Here is a 2500-nt window from a genome sequence, read left to right on the forward strand (position 1 = left end):
TATAACAAAGCGCGAGCTTCAATGCCTGGCGACGCCCTACTCTTCCGGGGCTTGAGCCACAGTACCATCGGCGCAGTCAGGTTTCACGTCCGAGTTCGGGAAGGGATCGGGTGGGTCACTGACGCTATGGTCACCAAGCAATGGAGCTGGCGCTTTGTTGGGTATAATCGATGCCCGTGCGGACTTTTTGCTATCTTGGCTGGCTTAACGACCGCCATGGTTCGACAGGCTTTCAAGGCTGTCGTTGATGGTGGGACTCTGCGGTTCCTTGTGGAACCGTTTAAGCGCGAACAGAGCAATTAGGATCGGTTAGCTCCATGCGTTACCGCACTTCCACATCCGACCTATCAACGTCGTGGTCTACGACGGCTCGATGAAATCTTATCTTGAGGGAGGCTTCCCGCTTAGATGCTTTCAGCGGTTATCCCGTCCATACATAGCTACCCAGCTGCGCCCTTGGCAGGACGACTGGTACACCAGAGGTATGTTCAACCCGGTCCTCTCGTACTAGGGTCAACTCCTCTCAAATTTCGACGCCCACGGCAGATAGGGACCAAACTGTCTCGCGACGTTCTGAACCCAGCTCACGTACCACTTTAATTGGCGAACAGCCAAACCCTTGGGACCTGCTCCAGCCCCAGGATGTGATGAGCCGACATCGAGGTGCCAAACGATTCCGTCGATATGAGCTCTTGGGAATCATCAGCCTGTTATCCCCGGCGTACCTTTTATCCGTTGAGCGATGGCCCTTCCACGAGGGACCACCGGATCACTATGACCGACTTTCGTCTCTGCTCGACTTGTCAGTCTCGCAGTCAGGCGGGCTTATGCCATTGCACTCTAACAGACGGTTTCCAACCGTCCTGAGCCCACCATCGCGCGCCTCCGTTACTCTTTAGGAGGCGACCGCCCCAGTCAAACTACCCGCCACAGAGGGTCCCTGCACCGGATAACGGTGCGAGGTTAGACATCAGAAAACAACAGGGTGGTATTTCACCTATGGCTCCACGACAACTGGCGTCATCGCTTCAAAGCCTCCCACCTATGCTACACAGTTCTTTCCTAATGCCACTCTGAAGCTGCAGTAAAGGTGCACGGGGTCTTTCCGTCTAACCGCGGGTACTCCGCATCTTCACGGAGAATTCAATTTCGCTGAGCATATCCTGGAGACAGTGGGGAAGTCGTTACGCCATTCGTGCAGGTCGGAACTTACCCGACAAGGAATTTCGCTACCTTAGGACCGTTATAGTTACGGCCGCCGTTTACCTGGGCTTCAATTCAGAGCTTGCACTCCTCCTCTTAACCTTCAGGCACCGGGCAGGCGTCAGGCCCTATACGTCGTCTTGAAGCCGACTTAGCAGAGCCCTGTGTTTTTGCTAAACAGTCGCTACCCCCTGGCCTGTGCCCCCCATCAGTGCTTGCGCATAGATGGGGCCTCCTTCTTCCGAAGGTACGGAGGCAATTTGCCGAGTTCCTTCAGGATACTTCTCTCAAACGCCTTGGTATACTCTACCATTCCACCTGTGTCGGTTTAGGGTACGGTCTATACGGTGGGGCTATTTCCTGGGACAACTTCCCTGCCCGGACCAATCCAATAAGGCCGAACAAGTTACGCCATCCGTCACACACCACCAGGCCCACGAATATTAACGTGGTTCCCATCGACTACCCCCTTCGGGCTCGTCTTAGGGGCCGGCTTACCCTGCTCAGATTAGCTTTAAGCAGGAACCCTTGGAATTTCGGCGACAGTGCATCTCACACTGTTAATCGCTACTCATGTCTGCATTCGCACTTCCGATACCTCCACGACCCATTACCAGATCGCTTCAACGGCCTACGGAACGCTCCGCTACCGCGTAGTCGTAAACGACTACACCCTAAGCTTCGGTGCACGTCTTGAGCCCCGTTACATCTTCGCCGCAGAACCTCTTATTTAGACCAGTGAGCTGTTACGCTTTCTTTAAAGGATGGCTGCTTCTAAGCCAACCTCCTGGTTGTTTTGGAAGTTCCACATGCTTTCCCACTTAGACGTGACTTGGGGACCTTAGCTGTAGGTTAGGGCTGTTTCCCTTTTGACGACGGACCTTAGCACCCGCCGTCTGTCTGCCGGACTAGACTCGTTGGTATTCGGAGTTTGGTTAGTATTGGTAGATCTCGCGACCCCCGCAACCATCCAGTGCTCTACCCCCAACGGCAATCATCCGACGCTCTACCTCAATAGATTTCGCGGAGAACCAGCTATTTCCCGGCTTGATTGGCCTTTCACCCCTAAGCACAACTCATCCGACAATTTTTCAACATTGAACGGTTCGGTCCTCCAGTGCGTGTTACCGCACCTTCAACCTGGTCATGCATAGATCGCCGGGTTTCGGGTCTAATGCATCATACTCAGTCGCCCTATTCAGACTCGCTTTCGCTGCGCCTACACCTAACGGCTTAAGCTTGCATGATACACTAAGTCACAGACCCATTATGCAAGAGGTACGCGGTCAGGTCTCAA

Annotated in this window: 2 rRNA genes (1 of these 2 cut by a window edge); both read right to left on the reverse strand. The window is 53.9% G+C overall.

Going from position 1 to position 2500, the window contains the following annotated elements:
* Window positions 1-23: 23 nt before the first annotated feature.
* Window positions 24-138, reverse strand: a 5S ribosomal RNA gene (rrf, locus tag DM806_RS11115).
* 142 nt (window positions 139-280) lie between these two features.
* Window positions 281-2500 (reverse strand): 23S ribosomal RNA (locus tag DM806_RS11120); it runs 575 nt beyond the window's last position.

It is taken from the genome of Sphingobium lactosutens (assembly GCF_013393185.1).
In the GTDB taxonomy this organism is placed as follows: Bacteria; Pseudomonadota; Alphaproteobacteria; order Sphingomonadales; family Sphingomonadaceae; genus Sphingobium; species Sphingobium lactosutens_A.